An 18,393-nucleotide genomic window follows, 5' to 3' on the forward strand; every position below is an offset into this window, starting at 1 on the left:
TACTATGTTACAGCTCACACGACGGCACGTTAATCCCCGTCAAATGCCGTGTGAAGCAGGGCAGTTGCACGCGAACCCCCACCTCCCTTTTCGCCACCAGGAGTTCTCGGTGTCCCAGCACAGAGCTGTGCGTACGTCCCTCCTCGCCGCCGCCGTCACGGTGACCCTCCTCGCCGCCGCGGGCCAGGCCGTGACCCAGGCGGCCGAGACCGGACCGTCCCCGGTCCCCTCGACGTTCGCCCCGGCCGCGGCCGCGGCCGCGCCCGCCGCCCCGGCCGCGGCCCCCGGTCAGAACCCGTTCGACGAGGTCGACCGACTCGCCACCGCCCCGGCGCCCACCCCCGCCCCGGCTCCCGCCCCCGGTACGGGCCAGGGCGCCGCCCAGTCCGCCGGGAAGATCGCCGGTCCCGCCCCGGCCACCGCCCCGAGCGCCACCCGGCTCGCCGACCGGGGGGCGGAGAAGGCCGGCGGTCAGGGCGCGGCGAACCGGCTGCTCGCCGCAGGCGTCCCCTGCACCCTCGACGGCATCACCGGCCTCAGCCCCGAGCGCCTCGCCGACTTCCTCGCCGACCCGGACGTCACCGCCGACGGCTGCCTGCGCGGGCTCATCTGGACCTGGGACGCGCGTCTCGCCCCGGTGATGTCGGATGCCCACGTCCAGGCCGTCTCGCGCCGGATATCCAGCCTGGCCGCCGCCCACGACGGCCGTAACTCCTCGCACCTGGAGGAGATGTTCACGTACCTGCACGCCGTCGCCTACCACGACTACTCGCGCACCGAGATCGACATCACCGACGCCCCGACGGTCGACGCGATGCGCCGCGCGATCGCCGACTTCGGCGGCGCCGCCCGCACCTTCGACGTCAGCGCCTCCAACGCCCGCACCCTGCGCGAGGCCCTCTACGCGGCCAGCGCCCCGGGCCTGCGCCAGCACCAGCTGGGCCTGATCAAGAACGTCCTGCCCACCCTGGACGCGGCCCATCCGCAGACCAACCAGGACGCCTCCTGGGCCGGCGCGGTGCTCGCCGCGCTGTCCGTCAACTACCTGGGTGTGTACCCGGGCAACAACGACGCGGCCTTCCACACCGCGGTCGCCGCCGACCCGGCCTACCGGGCCGCCTTCAAGGCCTACGCCTCCTACGGCCACCTCAAGGGCACCGGCAACGCGTGGGCGGCGCGCGACGCGCTCGGCGAGTACGGCCGGTTCGGCCAGGTCGAGGGGCTGCAGCAGCCGATCGCGGCGGACCTCGGGGCCCTGCTCGGCCCGGTCAAGGCGACCTTCGGCAACGGCAGCGAGCAGTGGGCCAAGCTGGTGTCCTGGCTCAACGTCTACGACGCGTGCAAGCCGTACGGGGTGTGCAAGGACGACATCGAGAAGCAGCTCTTCCCCTACACCTACTCCTACGACAACGGCGGCATCAAGGTCCGCACCGCCCTCGACCGGGCCACCGTCGACCAGCTCTACTACGCGAGCAAGCAGGTCAAGACCCAGTTCCACCGGGTGCTCGGCACCGACCAGCCGCTCGCCGGGGACCCCAACACCACGCTGAACATCGTGCTGTACGCCTCCCGCGCCGACTACGAGAACTACCACCCCATCCTCACCGGCATGGGCACCAACAACGGCGGCGTCTACATCGAGAACGGCGCCACCTTCTACACCTACCAGCGCCGGGTGCCGCAGGACTCCTCCCTCACTCTGGAGGAGCTGTTCCGCCACGAGTACACCCACTACCTCAACGGCCGTTTCGCGGTACCGGGGTTCTTCGGCCAGGGCCCCTGGTACGAGGGGGACCGGACGACCGCGATGGACGAGGGCACCGCGGAGTTCTTCGACGGCGCGACCCGCGACAACGGCATCGCGGTGCGAAAGTCCCTGGTCAAGGGCATCATGAGCGACACCTCGGGCGGGGGCCCGCGGATGAGCGTGGAGCAGCTGCTGAACGCCACCTACGACGGCGACGGCTTCCGCTTCTACAACTACGCGGGCACCTTCTTCGAGTTCCTGTGGACCGAGAAGCCCTCGCTGCTGCGCGAGATGTACGCCGACCTGCGCGCGAACGATGTCGCCGCCTACGACGCCTGGCGCCACCGCATGGGGGCGGACACCTACCTCCAGCGCGACTACGACCGCTTCCTCGACGCGCAGATCGCCAAGGTGAACGGCCTGTACGTGCCGAACACCGTCTTCACCCCCAACGACCAGCTGCGCGACTCCGCGCTCGCGTCGGTGAAGTCGGCCTTCGCCACCGCCACCTACAACACCCCGGACTGCGTGGAGAACGGGGACCCGGGCAAGCGCCGGTTCACCTGCACCGGGCGGATCACCGCGACCCTGAAGAACTGGCGCAGCGACGACCAGAACTTCAAGGACATGTCCGAGACGGTCGACTACTTCATTCTCGACCGGGCGGGGTCGGTCTCCAACAACCTGGCCGACATGAACTGTTCCTTCGGCGCGCTGGAGATCTGGTCGAACAAGGTAGCCGGTACCTCGCCGTACACCTGCGAGGGCCCGCTGCGCAGCTGATCCGGTCCGGGCCGGTCCTTGCCCGACGGGGGGACGGGCCGGCCCGGATCACACCCTGGATGACCACTAAAGAATGTGACATATTACTGCCGTGCCCAAGAGACCACCCACGGACGCACCCCCGGCCACCGCCCGGGCCACGCGCCGGCCCGCACACCTGGACGCCGTCATCATCGGCGCCGGAGTCGTCGGAGCCGCCTGCGCGTACTACGCCACCCGAGCCGGACTCTCCGTAGCCGTCGTCGACCGGGGCCCCGTCGCGGGCGGCACGACCGGCGCCGGAGAAGGCAACCTGCTCGTCTCCGACAAGGGGCCGGGCCCCGAACTCGACCTCGCGCTGCTCTCCACCCGGCTGTGGCGCGAGCTGGCCGCCACCCTCGCGGAACAGACCGAGTACGAGGCCAAGGGCGGCCTGGTCGTCGCCCCCGACGAAGCCACCCTCAAGGCCCTGCGGGTCTTCGCCGACGGCCAGCGCGCCGCCGGGGTGACGGCCGCCGAGGTTGCGGGGGCGGACCTCCACACCCTGGAGCCGCACCTCGCCCCAGGCCTCGCGGGCGGCTTCCACTACCCCCAGGACGCCCAGGTCCAGCCAGCCCAGGCGGCGGCCCGGCTGCTCGCCGCCTCCGGCGCCCGGGTCCACCTCGGCGAGGAGGTCACCGCCGTGGTCCTGGACGGCGCGGGCGCGGTACGGGGCGTACGCACCCCGCGCCGCGTACTGCACGCCCCGGCCGTGGTGAACGCGGCGGGCACCTGGGGCGGCGCCGTCGCCGCGCTCGCGGGCACCACCCTGCCCGTCCTGCCCCGCCGGGGCTTCGTCCTGGTCACCGAACCGCTGCCGCGCGTCGTGCGCCACAAGGTGTACGCCGCCGACTACATCGCCGACGTGGCCAGCGGCTCCGCCGCCCTCCAGTCCTCCGCCGTGGTCGAGGGCACCCCGGCCGGACCGGTGCTCATCGGGGCCACCCGGGAGCGCGTCGGCTTCGACCGCGCCCTGTCGACCGAGGCCCTGCGCCGCCTCGCCGCACAGGCGGTCGCCCTCTTCCCGGTCCTCGCGGATGTCCGGGTGCTGCGCGCCTACCACGGCTTCCGCCCCTACCTGCCGGACCACCTCCCGGCGATCGGCCCCGACCCCCGGGTTCCCGGACTGCTGCACGCCGTCGGGCACGAGGGCGCGGGCATCGGCCTCGCGCCCGGCACCGGGCTGATGATCGCCGCCGCCCTCGCGGGGCGTGAACTCCCGCTGGATCCCGGCCCCTTCCGCCCCGACCGCTTCCCGGAGGACGTCCGATGACCGGCTCGCCCCGCCCGCGCCGCATCCCCGGCATCCGCCGCCCCGGTGGGCCGCGCGACCTCGTCGGCGGCGCGCCCGAGGCCGTGCACACCGTGGAGTTCGACGGCCGTACGCTCCCCGCGCAGGCCGGACAGAGCATCGCCGCCGTCCTGTGGGCCGCGGGCATCCTCGCCTGGCGCACCACCCGCGAAGGGGGCGCCCCGCGCGGCGCGTTCTGCGGGATCGGCAGCTGCTACGACTGCCTCGTCACCGTCAACGGCCGCCCCAACCAGCGCGCCTGCCTGGTCCCGGTCCGCCCCGGCGACACCGTCACCACCCAGGAGGGAACCGGCCGTGCCGACCTCGCCGTCTGAACCCGCCCGCCCCGGCAGCGCCGCGAGCGCCCGCAGTGCCGAGGGCCCCGCCGGGCAGGTCGCCCTCGCCGTGGTCGGGGCGGGTCCGGCCGGGCTCGCCGCCGCCGTCACCGCCGCCGACCTCGGCCTGCGGGTCACCCTCGTCGACGCGGGGGAGCGGCCCGGCGGCCAGTACTACCGCCACCCCGCCCCCGCCCTCGGCGCCGCCCGCCCCGAGGCCCTGCACCACGGCTGGGCCGCCTTCCGCGGCCTCGAACGGCGCCTGCGCGCCCACGAGTCGGCGGGCCGGATCACCTGGCTGCCCGCGCACCACGTCTGGGCGGTGGTCCCGGATCCCGGCGCCGCGGCGGCCGGGTGGCTGCTGCACGCCGTCGCGGGACTCCGCGGGGAGGACGAGCGCCCCGCGACCCTGCGGGCCCGCGCCCTGCTGCTGGCCACCGGAGCCCACGAGCGTCACCTGCCCTTCCCCGGCTGGACCCTGCCCGGGGTCGTGGGGGCCGGGGGAGCGCAGGCCATGCTCAAGGGCGGCCTGGTGCTGCCCGGCCGCCGGATCGTGGTCGCGGGCAGCGGCCCGCTGCTGCTCGCCGTCGCCGGATCCCTGGCCGCCGCCGGGGCCCGGGTGCCCGTGGTGGCGGAGGCCGCCTCCTACACGGCCTATGCGAGCCGGGTGCCCGACCTGCTGCGCAACCCCGGCAAGCTCGCCGAAGGCGCGCTGTACGGGGGGTTGTTGGCCCGGCACCGGGTGCGGCTGCTGACCCGGCACGCCGTCGTCGAGGCGCTGGGCGCCGACCGGGTGGAGGCCGTGGTGGTCGCCCGGCTCGACCGGGAGTGGCGGCCCGTGCCCGGCAGCGGACGCCGGATCCCCTGCGACGCGCTCGCCGTCGGCCACGGCCTGGTGCCCCAGCTGGAGCTGGCCACGGGCCTCGGCTGCGCCACGGTCCGGGCGGCGGACGGCGCCGTCGCGCTCGACCTCGACGGGGACCAGCGCACCTCGGTTCCCGGTGTCTGGTCGGCGGGCGAGACCGGCGGCGTCGGCGGAGCCGAACTCGCGCTGGCCGAGGGTGAATTGGCGGCGCACTCGATCGCGGGCAGGCCCGCCCCGGCCGGGGCTGCGCGCCGCCGGGACCGGTTGCGGGGCTTCGCCGACGCGATGGGCGCGGCCCACCGCCCGGGCCCCGGGTGGACCGGATGGCTGCGGGAGGACACCGATGTCTGCCGCTGCGAGGAGGTTCCGGCCGGGCGGATCCGGGAGGCGGTCACCGACCTCGGCGCGCGGGACGCCCGTACCGTCAAACTGCTCACCCGGGCCGGGATGGGCTGGTGCCAGGGCCGGATGTGCGGCGCGGCCGTGGCCGCGCTGGCGGGCGGCGAAGTGAGCGCCGACCGGCGGCCGTTGTCCTGCCCGGTGCCGCTGGGGCAGCTCGCCGCGCTGGCCGCCGTGCCGCCCGTCGGCGAAGCCCCCGCGGACCGCTGACCGGGGGGACCACCGACCGGGCACGGGTGGCCGACCGGGGGGCCGCGCCTCTTGTGGCCGCCCTGCCAGAACTAGTAAAATGTCACACATCACATAAGGAGCCTTGCCATGAACCACGCGCACACCCCGCCCCGATCGCAGCCCTGGCACGGAATCATGGTCGCCACCGCGCTGCCGCTGCGCGAGGACCACTCCGTCGACTACGACGCCTACGCCGACCACGTGGCCTGGCTCATCGCCAACGGCTGCGACGGGGTCGTCCCCAACGGCTCGCTCGGCGAGTACCAGACGCTCACCGACGAGGAGCGGGCGCGCGTCGTGCGCACCGCCGTCGAGGCGGCGGGCGACGGCGACCGCGTGATGCCCGGCGTCGCCGCCTACGGCAGCGCCGAGGCCCGCCGGTGGGCCGACCAGGCCGCCGAGGCGGGCGCGGGCTCCGTCCTGCTGCTCCCGCCGAACGCCTACCGCGCCGACCACGACGCCGTACGCGCCCACTACGCCGAGGTCGCCAAGGCCGGGGTCCCCGTCGTCGCGTACAACAACCCGATCGACACCAAGGTGGACCTCACCCCGCCGCTGCTCGCCCGGCTGCACTCCGACGCCAGCATCGTCGCGGTCAAGGAGTTCACCGGGGACGTCCGCCGTGCCTACGAGATCGCCGAACTCGCCCCGGGCCTGGATCTGTTGATCGGATCGGACGACGTGCTGCTCGAACTGGCCCTGGCCGGAGCCGTCGGCTGGATCGCCGGGTACCCCAACGCCCTGCCGAACTCCTGCGCGGCCCTCTACCGGGCCGCCGTCGCAGGGGACCTGGACACCGCGCTGCCCCTCTACCGGTCCCTGCACCCCCTGCTGCGCTGGGACTCCAAGACCGAATTCGTCCAGGCCATCAAGCTCTCCATGGACCTGGCCGGCCGCCCCGGCGGAGCCACCCGGCCGCCGCGCTTCCCGCTGACCGGCGACACCGAGGCCGCCGTCCGCGCCGCCACCGAGAAGGCCCTCGCCGAAGGCCTCAACTAGGCCGTCCGCTGCCGCACGGTCCGTTCAGCCGAGATCCCAGGGGGACTCCATGCGTACCCGTCACGTCTACCACGCCGTGGACTCGCACACCGAAGGCATGCCCACCCGGGTGATCACCGGCGGAGTCGGGGTGATCCCCGGCGCCACCATGGCCGACAAACGGCTCCACTTCATCGCGCACATGGACCACATCCGCACCCTGCTGATGAACGAACCGCGCGGGCACGCCGCCATGAGCGGCGCGATCCTCCAGCCGCCGACCCGCCCCGACGCCGACTTCGGCGTCCTCTACATCGAGGTGTCCGGCCTGCTGCCGATGTGCGGGCACGGCACTATCGGGGTGGCCACGGTCCTGGTCGAGACCGGCATGGTGCCCGTCGTCGAACCGGTCACCACCGTCCGGCTCGACACCCCGGCGGGCCTGGTCAGCGTGGACGTCCAGGTCGCGGACGGGGTCGCCGAGCACGTTACTTTCACCAACGTGCCCTCCTTCTGCGTCGGCCTCGACCTCAAGGCCGAGGTCCCCGGATACGGCGTCGTCACCTACGACCTCGCCTACGGCGGCAACTTCTACGCCTTCGTCGAGCTCGACTCCCTGGGGCTGCCCTTCGACCGGGCCCGGGGCGACGACCTGCTCACCGCCGGACTCGCGATCATGGGCGCCGTCAACGCGGGCGAGAACCGGCCCGTCCACCCCGAGGACCCCGCCATCAGCGGGCTCAAGCACGTCTACCTCACCGCCCCCGGCTCCGACGCCGAACGCTCCCGGCACGCCATGGCCATCCACCCCGGCTGGTTCGACCGCTCGCCCTGCGGTACGGGCACCTCCGGGCGGATGGCCCAGCTGCACGCCCGTCACCTCCTGCCGATCGGCCGGGACTTCGTCAACGAGTCCTTCATCGGAACCGAGTTCACCGGCAGGCTCGTCGCCGAGACCACCGTCGGCGGCCTGCCCGCCGTCGTCCCCACCGTCACGGGCCGCGCCTGGATCACCGGCACGGCCCAGTACTTCCTCGACCCCCGCGACCCCTTCCCCACGGGGTTCCAGCTGTGAGCGCCGCGCACCCGCCCGTCCGCACCACCGATTACCACACGGCCGGTGAACCCTTCCGGATCGTCGCCGGGGGGCTCCCGCCGGTCCCCGGCGACACGGTCGCCGAGCGCTGCGCCACCGCCATCGGCCCCGGCGGTTCCGGCACGGCGCCGCGCCGGGGCGCGCTGGACGACGTACGCCGCCTGCTCGTCCAGGAGCCGCGCGGGCACTCCGGGATGTACGGAGGGTTCGTGGTGCCCCCCGACGACGACGGCGCCCACTTCGGGGTGCTGTTCTGGCACAAGGACGGCTACTCCACCGCCTGCGGGCACGGCACGATGGCACTCGGGGTCTGGGCGGTGGACACCGGCCTCGTCACCGCCCCGCACGACGGTGACGCCCAGGTGCGCATCGACGTACCGTCCGGGCGGGTCACCGCCACCGTGCACCGCGCGGAGGGCCGCACCACCGGGGTCACCTTCCGCAACGTCCCGGCCCGGGTCACTGCCCGCAAGGTGCCCGTGGCCACCACCTTCGGGCTCGCCGAGGTGGACCTCGCGCACGCCGGGGCCTGCTACGCCTCGGTCGCCGCACGGGACCTCGGCCTGGACGTGAGCCGGGCCGCGCTGCCCGAGCTGGTGCGGGCCGGGAAGGAGATCCGGGCGGCGCTGGCCACCCACCCCGGCACCTGGCACCCGGGGAGTCCGCTGCTGTCGGGGGTGTACGGAGTGATCCTGTACGAGGAGCTGCCCGACACCCCCTTCGGACCGCACCAGCGCAACGTCACCGTGTTCGGGGACGGCCAGATCGACCGCTCGCCCTGCGGTTCGGGCACCTCCGCCCGCCTCGCCCTGCTCGCCGGGGACGGCCGGCTCGGCCCGGGCGAGGACCTGCTCCACGAATCGGTCACCGGCACCCTCTTCACCGGCCGGGCCGTGCTGCCGGCGGGCCCGGACGGGCTGGTCACCGAGGTCCACGGCGCCGCCCACCGCACGGGGGAACACACCTTCACGGTGGACCCGCACGACGTGCTCGGCACCGGATTCGCCCTGTGAACGGCCCGGGTCCCGCGGACGGCCGCCTCGACGCGCCGCTGCGGCTGGACGCCGCGTCGATGGCCGGGCTGCTCACCCCGGTCGGGGCCGCCGACGCCCTGGCCGACGCCCTGCGCGGCGGGCTCGACCCCGAGGCCTGCCCGCCGCGCACCGGGCTGGCCGTCCCCGGCGGCGAACTCCTCCTGATGCCCGCCGCGTCCGGCGCGTACGCCGGGGTGAAGATCGCGGGGGTGGCCCCCGGCAACCCGGCGCGCGGGCTTCCCCGGATCACCGGGTGCTACCTGCTGCTGGACGGCCCCACCCTGAGCCCGCTGGCCCTGCTCGACGGCGCGGCGCTCACCGCCCTGCGCACCCCGGCGGTCTCCGCCCTCGCGCTGCGCCACCTGGCCCCGGCCGGGCCCCCCCTGCGGCTGGTGCTGTTCGGGTCGGGTCCGCAGGCGTACGGGCACCTCGAAGCGCTGCTCGCGGTACGGGAGCTGGCCGGGGCGGTGGTCGTGACGCGCACACCCGAGGGTGCGCAGAAGCTGGCCCGGTACGCCCGCACCCTCGGGGTCCCGGCCCGGACCGGCGGCCCCGGTGACGTGGCGGGGGCCGACCTGGTCGTGTGCTGCACCACCTCCCGCGAACCCCTCTTCGACGGGCGGCTCGTGGCCCCCGGGGCCACCGTCATCGCGGTCGGCTCGCACGAGCCGGACGCCCGGGAGACGGACACGGCCCTGGTCCGGCGGTCTGTCGTGTACGTCGAGTCCCGCGCGGCCGCGCTGCGGGAGGCCGGGGACCTGCTGGTGCCGGAGGCGGAAGGGGCCGTGGGGCCCGGTCATATCAACGGCACCCTCGCTGACCTGGTCACGGGCCGGATGGGCGGCGGGGGAGCGGCGGGTTGTCCACAGCTCTTCAAGAGTGTCGGGATGGCCTGGGAGGATCTTGTCGTGGCGCAGGCGCTGTATACGGCAGCGCTGGCGGGAGGCCACAGCGAAACGTGACATTGTACGCTGTGCCTCTGCGATTCTCGGAGGAACGACAGCTATGGGTGACCTGAAGCAGCACAGTCTCATCAAGGCGCAGGAGCGGCTCCGCGACCAGGTCGGACACGCCCTCCGGGCCGCCCTGATAGCGGGTGAACTCCGTCCCGGGAACGTCTACTCGGCCCCGGGCCTGGCCGCCGAACTGGGGGTCTCCGCCACCCCCGTGCGCGAGGCGATGCTGGACCTGGCCCGCGAAGGCCTGGTGGAGCCCGTACGCAACAAGGGCTTCCGGATCACCGAGGTCAGCGAGCGGGACCTGGACCAGTACACCGAACTGCGCACCATGATCGAGGTGCCGACCATCGGCCGGATCACCGAGATCGCCACCGCCGAACAGCTGGAAGCGCTGCGGCCGGTCGCCCAGGAGATCGTCACCAGCGCCCGCGAGCACAACCTGATCGGCTACCTGGAGGCGGACCGCCGCTTCCACCTGTCCCTGCTGGCCCTCGCGGGCAACGACCGGCTGGTCGAGACCGTCGGCGACCTGCGCAAGCGCTCCCGGCTGTACGGGCTGACCGGCCTCGACGAGGCGGGCAAGCTGGTCTCCTCCGCCGAGGAACACGTCGAGCTGCTCGATCTGATGATCGCCGGGGACGCGGCGGCGGCCCAGGCGTGCATGACGCGCCACCTGGGCCACGTCCGCTCCCTGTGGGCCCAGGGCCGCGACGAACCGGTGGGCCGCACCCCGGGCGGCCTCGGCTCGGGCGTCCAGGCCTAGTGCCGCGTCAGGCAATGTTTGCCCGTTGAGGAGCGTCGCGACGGGGCGAACGTTGCCTGACGCGGCACTAGGTCGTCCCGTCTCCCTGGGGCGTGTCGTCCGCCCAGGGCCGTCGCCTCACGGCTCCGGTACGGACAGGGCCGTCAGGTAGCCGGACACGGCCGCCGCCGTGTCGGCGAGCGGGAAGCGGCTGCCGAGGTAGCCGTCCGGCCGGACGATGAAACCGGTCGGGCCGTCGGCGCCGTAGAGGCGCGCGAACTCCCCGGCGCCGTCCCGGTAGCAGGGCACGTCGGGAACACCGGGCGCGCCGTCGGTTCCCGGTTCGCCCGGTGTGCTGTCGCGGGCCAGTACCGCGATGGCCTCCAGGGCGGGCCCGCCCGCGGAGCCCCCGGCGAACAGGGGCGCCCCCGCCTCCCGGACCGCCCCCGCGGCCCCGGCCAGGGCCGTCGCGTCCGCCCCGTACAGCAGCACCACGTGCCCGGTGCGCCCGCGCAGGACGTCCAGCAGGCGCAGCGGGTAGGCGGTCAGGGGCAGGCGAAGGCCCGCGCAGTCGGGGGCCCGGTCGCCGGGCCGCGGCGCGCCGTGAGGTCCGTACGGGCTCCCGGCGAGCGGTCCGTCCCGGTAGTCGAGCAGGAGCTGCGCCTCGCGAAGCAGCCGGGTCCGCGGGTCGTCCGGGTCGCTGTCCCTGCCCTGCCGGGCGTGCCGCACGGTCCGGCCGACGACCTCCTCGCCGACGGGGCGGCGCTCGGCGTCGTAACTGGCGAGCAGGGCGGGCCCGGCCGCCTCCCGCAGGACGAGGGCCAGTTTCCAGGCCAGGTTGCAGGCGTCCTGGACGCCGGTGTTCATGCCCTGGGCGCCGGTGGGCGGGTGGATGTGGGCGGCGTCCCCCGCGACGAAGACCCGCCCGCCGCGATACCGGTCGACGATCCGGTGGCTGATGCGGAACACGGACGACCAGCGCATCCGGGAGAGGGTGGCGGGCCGCGGGGCCAGGCGGTCCACGACGGCCTGGATGTGGGCCAGCGTCGGGACGCGGCCGCCCTCCAGGCCACCCTCCAGCCCGTGCTCCACGCCGTCGCCCGCACCCGGACCCGCCGCCGTCGCCGCTGCCCGCGTGGAGAGTTCGGGCGGCACCAGCATCGACATGCGGTAGCGCCCGGTGCCGGGGAGCGGGATGCAGACGAGCAGGTCGTCGGTGGAGCCGTCGTCGGCGAGGCGGATGGACCGCAGGCCGTACCCGTGCGGCAGGTCCCAGTCGGCCTCGACGTCGGCCAGCATGTACTCCTCCGGAAACGCCCCGCCCTCGAACGCGAGGCCCAGGCCCTTGCGCACGGCGCTGTGCGCTCCGTCGCAGCCGATCAGATAGCGGACCCGCAGCTCCTCCTCGGCCCCGGAGGCGCTCCGCAGCCGGGTGCTGACCCCGTCCTCGTCCTGGGTGAACGAGAGCAGTTCGGTGCCGCGTTCGATGGCGGCGCCCAGCGAGGCGAGGTGTTCTTCGAGGAGGCGCTCGGTCTCGTTCTGCGGCAACGCCGCGAACCCGTACGGGATGTCGGGCGGCAGCTCCAGCTCGATCCGGGCCTGCTCCCGGCCGTCGACGTAGATCAGTTGACCACACAGCGGGACGGCGGCCTCCACCACGGCGCGCGCCAGGCCGGTCCGGTCCCAGATCTCCAGTGTGCGCGGCTGGATGCCGACCGCCTTCGCGTACGGCAGGCGCGCGGGAAGCCGGTCGACGAGTCGGCAGCCCACGCCGAGCCGGGTCAGCTCGACGGCCGCGCTCAGTCCGACCGGGCCCGCGCCCACGATCAGTACGTCTGGTGTCGTGCGGGTGTGCGCCACCCTGCCTCCCAGCGCCTGGCCCCGGAACGGAGCGATCCCCTTCCTCATGGTCGCCCGGCCGCGTGAGCGGGGCGAGCCGGGCCGGACCGCGGGGCGAGCCGGATCGCGACGCGAGGTGAGGCGGACCCCGAACGCCCGGCGCGCCCCCGCTTTTGGACACGGCTGGATAACGGCGACGCAGACCCCTTGTCAGTACAATTTCACATTACTATGTTACCGGTCACATCGCAGAGTGCTGTTCCTTCCCTGGAGTGACCATGACCAAGCGCCATCAACTCGCCCTCGCCACCGCCCTGGTGGCGGCTCTCGCGCTCGGCGCCTCGGGCTGCTCCGACCCCGCCGCCAAGAAGGGCGAGGCGGGCGGGGCCAACCCGGCCGCCGCCAACGACGGCAAGGCGATCGGCGGCGCCCCGGTCAAGGGCGGCACCCTCACGGTCCTCTCCAACCAGGACTTCGCCCACCTGGACCCGGCCCGCAACTGGGTCATGCCGACCATGGACTTCGGTACCCGGCTCCTCTACCGCACCCTGGTCACCTTCAAGGCCGAGCCGGGCAAGGCGGGCAGTGAGCTCGTCCCCGACCTCGCCACCGACCTCGGCACCCCCACCAACGGCGGCCGCACCTGGACCTTCACCCTCAAAGAGGGCCTGAAGTACGAGGACGGCTCGCCCATCAAGGCCGCCGACATCAAGTACAACGTCGAGCGCTCCTTCGCCCCGGACCTCACCGGCGGCCCCGACTACGCCGCCCAGTACCTGGCCGGTACGGAGGGCTACAAGGGCCCCCTCCAGGGCAAGCACCTGGACTCGGTCAAGGCCCCCGACGACCGCACGATCGTCTTCGAACTGAAGAGACCCGTCGCCGAGTTCTCCGCCACCGCGACGCTGCCCACCTTCGCGCCCGTCCCGCAGTCCCAGGAGAAGGGCACCCAGTACGACGCCCGCCCCTTCTCCTCGGGCCCGTACAAGATCGAGTCCTACGACCGGGACAAGAAGCTCGTCCTGGTCCGCAACGAGCACTGGGATCCCAAGACGGACAGCGTCCGCAAGGCCTACCCCGACAAGTTCGTGGTCGTCATGGGCCTCAAGGGCGGCCAGATCGACGACCGGATCATCGCGGGCGAGGGCGTCGACGCCTCCAGTGTGGAATGGTCCAACATGCGGCCCGAGAGCGCCCCCAAGGTGCTGCCCAAGCCGGACGTCAAGCAGCGGCTGCTCGCCGAGTCCCAGGGCTGCACCGAGATGCTCTCGCTCAACAACTCCCGCGCCCCCTTCGACGACCCCAAGGTCCGCGAGGCCATGCAGTACGCGGTCGACAAGGAGGCCGTGATCACGGCGGGCGGCGGTCCGGCCCTCAACGAGGTCGCCACCGCCTACCTGCCGCCCGCGCTCTCCGGCGGCAAGCAGGCCGACACCCTGAAGATCCCCCCGGCGGGCGACCCGGCCAAGGCCAAGGACATCCTCAAGGGCGCGGGCAAGGAGACCCTGAAGGTCACCCTCGCCGTCTCCACCGGTGACAAGGGCAAGGCCGAAGCCGTCCAGCAGGGCCTGGCCCGCGCGGGCGTCGAGGTGGTCATCGACACCGTCGACCCGGGCGCCTACTACGACGTCATCGGTGACCTGTCCACCGCCCCCGACATGACGCTGAGCGGCTGGTGCCCGGACTACCCCTCCGGCTCCACCTGGATCCCCTTCGTCTTCGACGGACGCACCATCAAGCCCAAGGGCAACCAGGGCAACAACAGCCAGTTCCGCGACGAGGCGACCATGAAGCGGATCGACGAGATCAACGCCATGCCCGACGCCGCCACCGCCAACCGGGCCTGGATCGACCTCGACGCGGCCATCATGGCCAAGTCCCCGGCCGTACCGGTGTTCCTGGAGCGCAAGCCGCTGCTCGTCGGCCCCAACATCGCGGGCGCCTTCGGCCACCCGGTCTGGGTCGGCCAGATCGACTACGCGACCGTCGGGCTCAAGGACCCGGCGAAGAGCCAGGGCTGAGCATGACCGACACCGCCCCCGCCCCCGACACGGCCGGCCCCGGCCCCGGTACGGCCGCGACCGGCCCGGACCCGGTGGCGGCGGCGGTACGGGTCCCCCCGGGCAGCAGCCCCTGGCAGCTCGCCCGGCGGGAACTCCGCCGCCGCCCCGCCGTCCGCGTCAGCCTCGCCGTCGTCGCCCTCTTCGTGCTGATGGCCGTCACCGCCCCCTGGCTGGGCGCGCTCGGCGGCTGGTCCCCGGACACCTACGACAAGAGCGCCGTCGACGCCTACCTCGGCGGCCTCCCGCTCGGTTCCCTCGGCGGGATCAGCCCCCGGCACTGGCTCGGCGTCGAACCCGTCACCGGCCGCGACCTGTTCGCCCGCGTGGTCCACGGCGCCCAGGTCTCCCTCCTCATCGCCTTCGCCGCCACCGCGATCGTCGTCCTCACGGGCACCGCCGCGGGGATCGCCGCCGGATACTTCGGCGGCCGCACCGACGCCGTCCTGTCCCGGCTGATGGACCTGACCATGTCCTTCCCCTCCCTGATCTTCATGATCGCGGTCCTGTCGGTCGCCAAGGACGTCAACCGGATCCTCCTGATGACCGCCGTCATCGGCCTCTTCGGCTGGCCCGGCATCGCCCGCGTGGTCCGCGGCCAGACCCTCTCCCTCAAACACCGCGAGTACGTCGACGCGGCCCGGGTCGGCGGCGCCAGTTCCTGGCGGATCCTGACCCGCGACATCCTCCCCGGGGTCGCCGGCCCCGTCATCGCCTACACCACCCTGCTCATCCCCGGCATGATCAGCACCGAGGCCGCCCTGAGCTACCTGGGCGTCGGCGTCCGCCCGCCCACCCCGTCCTGGGGCCAGATGATCGCCGAGAGCGTCGCCTTCTACGAGACCGATCCCATGTACTTCGTCATCCCCAGCCTCTTCCTCTTCCTGGCCGTGCTCGCCTTCACCCTGCTCGGCGACGCGCTGCGCGACATCCTCGACCCCCGGGGCGGCCGCACGTGATCCTCTACCTCCTGCGCCGCCTGCTCGCCCTGGCCGGGGTGCTGCTCGCCATCGCCGCCGTCACCTTCCTCATCTTCTACGTCCTGCCCTCCGACCCGGCCGCGGCCGCCTGCGGCAAGAGCTGCAGCGAGGAACGCGTCGCCGTGGTCCGCGCGTACCTCGGTCTCGACCAGCCCCTGTGGCACCAGTTCTACGACTTCCTCAGCGGCATCTTCACCGGGCGCACCCTGGGCACCGGCCAGTACGCCGTGCGGTGCGACTTCCCGTGCCTGGGCTACTCGTACGAGAACTCCCTGCCCGTCTGGGACCTGCTCATGGACCGGCTCCCGGTCTCCGCCTCCCTCGCCGTCGGCGCCGCCGCGCTGTGGCTGCTGCTCGGCCTGGGCGCCGGGGTCACCGCCGCCCTGCGCAAGGACACCGCCACCGACAAGGTGCTGATGGTCGGCGCCGTCGCGGCCGCCTCGCTGCCGGTCTACTTCACCTCCGTGATGCTGATCTACGGGGTGATCCGCGTCGCCGGCCTGCTGCCCTACCCCACCTACCAGGCCTTCACCGACGACCCGCTCGGCTGGGCCACCAACCTGCTGCTGCCCTGGACCGCGCTCGCGCTGCTCTACGCCGCCATGTACGCCCGCCAGAGCCGCGGTTCGATGATCGAGGCCATGGCCGAGCCGTACATCCGTACCGCCCGTGCCAAGGGAATGCCCGAGCGCACCGTCGTCGTCAAACACGGCCTGCGCTCCGCGATGACCCCGATCCTCACCCTCTTCGGCATGGACCTCGGCGGACTCCTCGCCGGAGCCGTCATCACCGAGTCCATCTTCGGACTCCCCGGCATCGGACGCCTCTTCTACGGCGCCCTGGTCAGCTCCGACCAGCCCGTGGTCCTCGGGGTCACCCTGCTCGCCGCCTTCTTCATCGTCGTCGCCAACCTGGCCGTCGACCTCCTGTACGCCGTCATCGACCCGAGGGTGAGGTACTGATGGCCGCTCTCCTTGAAGTGCGCGACCTGCGCGTCACGTTCAGCACCCCGCGCGGCACCGTACGGGCCGTGGACTCGCTCGGCTTCACCGTCGAGGCGGGCCGCACCCTCGGCATCGTCGGCGAATCCGGCTCCGGCAAGTCCGTCACCTCCCTGGCCGTCATGGGACTGCACCGCGGCGCCGCGATCGAGGGCTCCATCGCCCTGGACGGCCGCGAACTCACCGGTCTTCCCGAGAAGGAACTCTCCCGGCTGCGCGGCCGCAGAATGGCCATGATCTTCCAGGACCCGCTCTCCAGCCTGCACCCCTACTACACCGTCGGCGAGCAGATCGCCGAGCACGTCCGGGTGCACTTCAAGGCGGGCCGGGCCGCCGCCCGCAAACGCGCCGTGGACATGCTCGGCGAGGTCGGCATCCCCGAACCGGCCCGCCGCGCGGGGGAGTACCCGCACCAGTACTCCGGCGGCATGCGCCAGCGCGCGATGATCGCCATGGCCCTCGCCTGCGAACCCGACCTGCTGATCGCGGACGAGCCCACCACCGCCCTCGACGTCACCGTCCAGGCCCAGATCCTCGAACTGATCGCCCGGCTCCAGCAGGACCGCGGCCTGGGCGTGCTCATGATCACCCACGACCTGGGAGTGGTCGCCCGGGTCGCCCACGAGGTCCTCGTCATGTACGGCGGTCGGGCCGCCGAACAGGCCCCGGTCGACGAGTTGTTCGCCGACCCCGCCCACCCCTACACCCGGGGCCTGCTCGACTCGCTGCCCCGGCTCGACGACGCCGACGACCAGCCGCTGCGCGCCATCCCCGGCGCACCGCCCTCACTGAGCGAACCCGCCCCCGGCTGCGCCTTCGCCCCGCGCTGCGCCCGCTCGGCCGCGGGCACCGACGCGCAGCGGCTTCGCTGTACGACGCTCCGCCCCGCCCTCGACCCGTACCCGGGCCCCGCGCGCCGGGTGGCCTGCCACTTCGCGGGCCCGGACCCGGCTCCCGCCACCCCCGCCGCCCAGGAGGTCTCCCGATGAGCGGTGAGCCGGCCCCGCCGCTGCTGTCCGTACGCGACCTGACCATGACCTTTCCCGGGAGGCGCACCGCCACCGGCCGCCGGGGCGCGCCCGTCCGGGCGGTGGACGGGGTCTCCTTCGAGCTGGCCGCCGGGGAAACCCTGGGCCTGGTCGGCGAGTCGGGCTGCGGGAAGTCGACCACCGGCCGGATGCTGGTCCGTCTGCTGGAGCCCACTTCGGGGCGCATCGCCTTCGAGGGCCGGGAGATCGGCAGGCTCTCCCAGGGCGCCCTGCGACCGCTGCGCCGCCACCTCCAGATGGTCTTCCAGGACCCGCACTCCTCCCTCAACCCCCGCCAGACCGTGGCCCGGATCATCTCCGACCCCCTCCTCGTGCAGGGCTGGAGCGCGGCCGACGCCCGCCGTCGGGCCGCCGAACTGATGGAGCTGACGGGGCTGATCCCCGAGCACATCGACCGCTACCCGCACGAGTTCTCCGGCGGCCAGGCCCAGCGCGTCGGCATCGCCCGTTCCCTCGCGACCAGCCCCCGCCTGATCATCGCCGACGAGCCGGTCTCCGCGCTCGACGTCTCCGTGCAGGCGCAGATCGTCAACCTGATGGAACGGCTGCGCCGCGAACTGGGCCTGGCCTACGTGTTCATCGCGCACGACCTGTCGGTGGTCAAACGGGTCAGCGACCGGGTCGCGGTCATGTACCTCGGCCGGATCGTGGAGATCGGCGACAAGCGCGAGCTGTACGCCGACCCCCAGCACCCCTACACCCGGGCCCTGTTGTCGGCGGTACCGCTGCCGGATCCGGCGGCCGAGCGGCGGCGGGAACGGATCGTGCTGCTCGGCGATCCGCCCAGCCCGGCCGCGCCGCCGCCCGGCTGCTCCTTCCACCCGCGCTGCCCCAAGGCGGTGGAGGTCTGCCGCACCGAGCGGCCGGTGCTCCGGCCCGTCGCGGGCCGCGAGGTGGCCTGTCACTTCCCGGGGAACTGACGGGACCCGGGGAAGAGGGCGGGGCCCCGCAGCCGGATCGCCGGCCGCGGGGCCCCGTGCCGCGTC

The 18,393-nt window shown here is 73.6% G+C and carries 15 protein-coding genes; 14 read left to right on the plus strand and 1 reads right to left on the minus strand.

Features of this window, described 5'->3' with window-relative positions; genetic code table 11:
- The first annotated feature begins 109 nt into the window (after positions 1–109).
- The 9 genes from QMF80_RS05050 (at position 110) to QMF80_RS05090 (ending at position 10,499) form a co-directional block, all read left to right on the plus strand.
- Positions 110–2,530, plus strand: coding sequence for a collagenase (locus tag QMF80_RS05050; RefSeq protein WP_283449834.1), 2,421 nt, complete (start codon positions 110–112; stop codon positions 2,528–2,530).
- A 157-nt stretch (positions 2,531–2,687) separates the two neighbouring features.
- The gene (locus tag QMF80_RS05055) at positions 2,688–3,821 is read left to right on the plus strand and encodes an NAD(P)/FAD-dependent oxidoreductase (RefSeq protein WP_283450038.1); all 1,134 of its coding nucleotides are present in this window, start codon (positions 2,688–2,690) and stop codon (positions 3,819–3,821) included.
- Positions 3,818–4,174 carry a (2Fe-2S)-binding protein gene (locus tag QMF80_RS05060; protein ID WP_283449835.1) on the plus strand — a complete coding sequence of 119 codons (357 nt, stop codon included), beginning with the start codon at positions 3,818–3,820 and terminating at the stop codon, positions 4,172–4,174. Before QMF80_RS05055 ends, QMF80_RS05060 begins: the two co-directional genes overlap by 4 nt.
- Complete coding sequence (locus QMF80_RS05065) at positions 4,155–5,648, plus strand: FAD/NAD(P)-dependent oxidoreductase (RefSeq protein ID WP_502962771.1); 1,494 nt, start codon at positions 4,155–4,157, stop codon at positions 5,646–5,648. Before QMF80_RS05060 ends, QMF80_RS05065 begins: the two co-directional genes overlap by 20 nt.
- 108 nt (positions 5,649–5,756) lie before the next feature.
- The gene (locus QMF80_RS05070) at positions 5,757–6,668 is read left to right on the plus strand and encodes a dihydrodipicolinate synthase family protein (protein WP_283449837.1); all 912 of its coding nucleotides are present in this window, start codon (positions 5,757–5,759) and stop codon (positions 6,666–6,668) included.
- Between the two features lie 49 nt (positions 6,669–6,717).
- Positions 6,718–7,722: a proline racemase family protein gene (locus QMF80_RS05075; protein WP_283449840.1), complete on the plus strand. Its 1,005-nt coding sequence runs from the start codon at positions 6,718–6,720 to the stop codon at positions 7,720–7,722.
- Complete coding sequence (locus QMF80_RS05080; RefSeq protein ID WP_283449842.1) at positions 7,719–8,756, plus strand: proline racemase family protein; 1,038 nt, start codon at positions 7,719–7,721, stop codon at positions 8,754–8,756. The genes QMF80_RS05075 and QMF80_RS05080 overlap by 4 nt, the downstream gene beginning before the upstream one ends.
- Positions 8,757–8,815: 59 nt before the next feature.
- Positions 8,816–9,739: an ornithine cyclodeaminase family protein gene (locus QMF80_RS05085; protein ID WP_283450041.1), complete on the plus strand. Its 924-nt coding sequence runs from the start codon at positions 8,816–8,818 to the stop codon at positions 9,737–9,739.
- Positions 9,740–9,782: 43 nt separating this feature from the next.
- Positions 9,783–10,499, plus strand: a complete 717-nt coding sequence (locus QMF80_RS05090; protein ID WP_283449844.1) for a GntR family transcriptional regulator — start codon at positions 9,783–9,785, stop codon at positions 10,497–10,499.
- Positions 10,500–10,616: 117 nt separating this feature from the next.
- Here QMF80_RS05090 and QMF80_RS05095 read toward each other — a convergent pair whose 3' ends face one another.
- A complete protein-coding gene (locus QMF80_RS05095) occupies positions 10,617–12,386 on the minus strand; it encodes an FAD-dependent monooxygenase (protein ID WP_502962772.1) in 1,770 nt (589 codons plus the stop codon).
- Positions 12,387–12,595: 209 nt separating this feature from the next.
- On the opposite strand from QMF80_RS05095, the gene QMF80_RS05100 reads away from it, so the two are divergent.
- The 5 genes from QMF80_RS05100 to QMF80_RS05120 are packed head-to-tail and all read left to right on the plus strand — an operon-like array spanning position 12,596 to position 18,327.
- Positions 12,596–14,338, plus strand: coding sequence for an ABC transporter substrate-binding protein (locus tag QMF80_RS05100; RefSeq protein WP_283449847.1), 1,743 nt, complete (start codon positions 12,596–12,598; stop codon positions 14,336–14,338).
- A 2-nt stretch (positions 14,339–14,340) separates the two neighbouring features.
- Positions 14,341–15,336, plus strand: coding sequence for an ABC transporter permease (locus QMF80_RS05105; RefSeq protein WP_283449849.1), 996 nt, complete (start codon positions 14,341–14,343; stop codon positions 15,334–15,336).
- Positions 15,333–16,319, plus strand: a complete 987-nt coding sequence (locus tag QMF80_RS05110; protein ID WP_283449851.1) for an ABC transporter permease — start codon at positions 15,333–15,335, stop codon at positions 16,317–16,319. Before QMF80_RS05105 ends, QMF80_RS05110 begins: the two co-directional genes overlap by 4 nt.
- Positions 16,319–17,347, plus strand: coding sequence for an ABC transporter ATP-binding protein (locus tag QMF80_RS05115; protein WP_283449853.1), 1,029 nt, complete (start codon positions 16,319–16,321; stop codon positions 17,345–17,347). Before QMF80_RS05110 ends, QMF80_RS05115 begins: the two co-directional genes overlap by 1 nt.
- Positions 17,344–18,327 carry an ABC transporter ATP-binding protein gene (locus tag QMF80_RS05120; protein ID WP_283449855.1) on the plus strand — a complete coding sequence of 328 codons (984 nt, stop codon included), beginning with the start codon at positions 17,344–17,346 and terminating at the stop codon, positions 18,325–18,327. Before QMF80_RS05115 ends, QMF80_RS05120 begins: the two co-directional genes overlap by 4 nt.
- Positions 18,328–18,393: the final 66 nt, after the last annotated feature.

The organism is Streptomyces sp. G-G2 (genome assembly GCF_030063135.1).
Classification (GTDB): Bacteria; Actinomycetota; Actinomycetes; order Streptomycetales; family Streptomycetaceae; genus Streptomyces.

Bases quoted from the DNA above. Each gene is read 5' to 3' on its own strand.
- QMF80_RS05060 (WP_283449835.1), top strand. From the start codon at position 3,818: ATGACCGGCTCGCCCCGCCCGCGCCGCATCCCCGGCATCCGCCGCCCC.
- QMF80_RS05070 (WP_283449837.1), top strand. From the start codon at position 5,757: ATGAACCACGCGCACACCCCGCCCCGATCGCAGCCCTGGCACGGAATC.
- QMF80_RS05075 (WP_283449840.1), top strand. From the start codon at position 6,718: ATGCGTACCCGTCACGTCTACCACGCCGTGGACTCGCACACCGAAGGC.
- QMF80_RS05085 (WP_283450041.1), top strand. From the start codon at position 8,816: ATGGCCGGGCTGCTCACCCCGGTCGGGGCCGCCGACGCCCTGGCCGAC.
- QMF80_RS05090 (WP_283449844.1), top strand. From the start codon at position 9,783: ATGGGTGACCTGAAGCAGCACAGTCTCATCAAGGCGCAGGAGCGGCTC.
- QMF80_RS05095 (WP_502962772.1), bottom strand. From the start codon at position 12,386: ATGAGGAAGGGGATCGCTCCGTTCCGGGGCCAGGCGCTGGGAGGCAGG.
- QMF80_RS05100 (WP_283449847.1), top strand. From the start codon at position 12,596: ATGACCAAGCGCCATCAACTCGCCCTCGCCACCGCCCTGGTGGCGGCT.
- QMF80_RS05105 (WP_283449849.1), top strand. From the start codon at position 14,341: ATGACCGACACCGCCCCCGCCCCCGACACGGCCGGCCCCGGCCCCGGT.
- QMF80_RS05115 (WP_283449853.1), top strand. From the start codon at position 16,319: ATGGCCGCTCTCCTTGAAGTGCGCGACCTGCGCGTCACGTTCAGCACC.
- QMF80_RS05120 (WP_283449855.1), top strand. From the start codon at position 17,344: ATGAGCGGTGAGCCGGCCCCGCCGCTGCTGTCCGTACGCGACCTGACC.